This is a genomic window from Halomonas sp. SIMBA_159, assembly GCF_046536035.1.
Taxonomy (GTDB): domain Bacteria; phylum Pseudomonadota; class Gammaproteobacteria; order Pseudomonadales; family Halomonadaceae; genus Vreelandella; species Vreelandella venusta_A.
Window position 1 is genome coordinate 1 of the sequence record NZ_JAWJBT010000198.1, and the last position, 349, is coordinate 349.

Sequence of the window (349 nt, forward strand, 5' to 3'; positions counted from 1 at the left end):
CTGGATTGAGCAAGGAATTGGCAGAGGTGCTCGTGGCGCAGGGGATCACTGTGTGATTCTACTAGTAGGAAGAGATATTGCATCTTGGATTTCTAAAGATGCAAATTTCCGGTTCCTTACTAGTGCTACTAAAGCTCAATTGGAGATGGGTGTAGATATTAGCAGAGAAATAGAGAACCTAAAAGATTTAGGAACAACTATACAAAGAAGTATTGATCGGGATAAGGATTGGGTTGAATATCATGCAGAAACACTTGCTGAAATGGTAGATGAGAATGAGACTGAAAATCTTCAAATCGAGCAAGCAAAAGCTGAAAGAAAAGCAATAAATCTCTGGAATGATGGTAGA

The 349-nt window shown here is 39.3% G+C and carries 1 pseudogene; it reads left to right on the top strand.

The annotated features are described in order from the left end of the window. A pseudogene (locus tag R0J87_RS18975) lies at window positions 1-349 on the top strand (helicase); the annotation flags it as partial.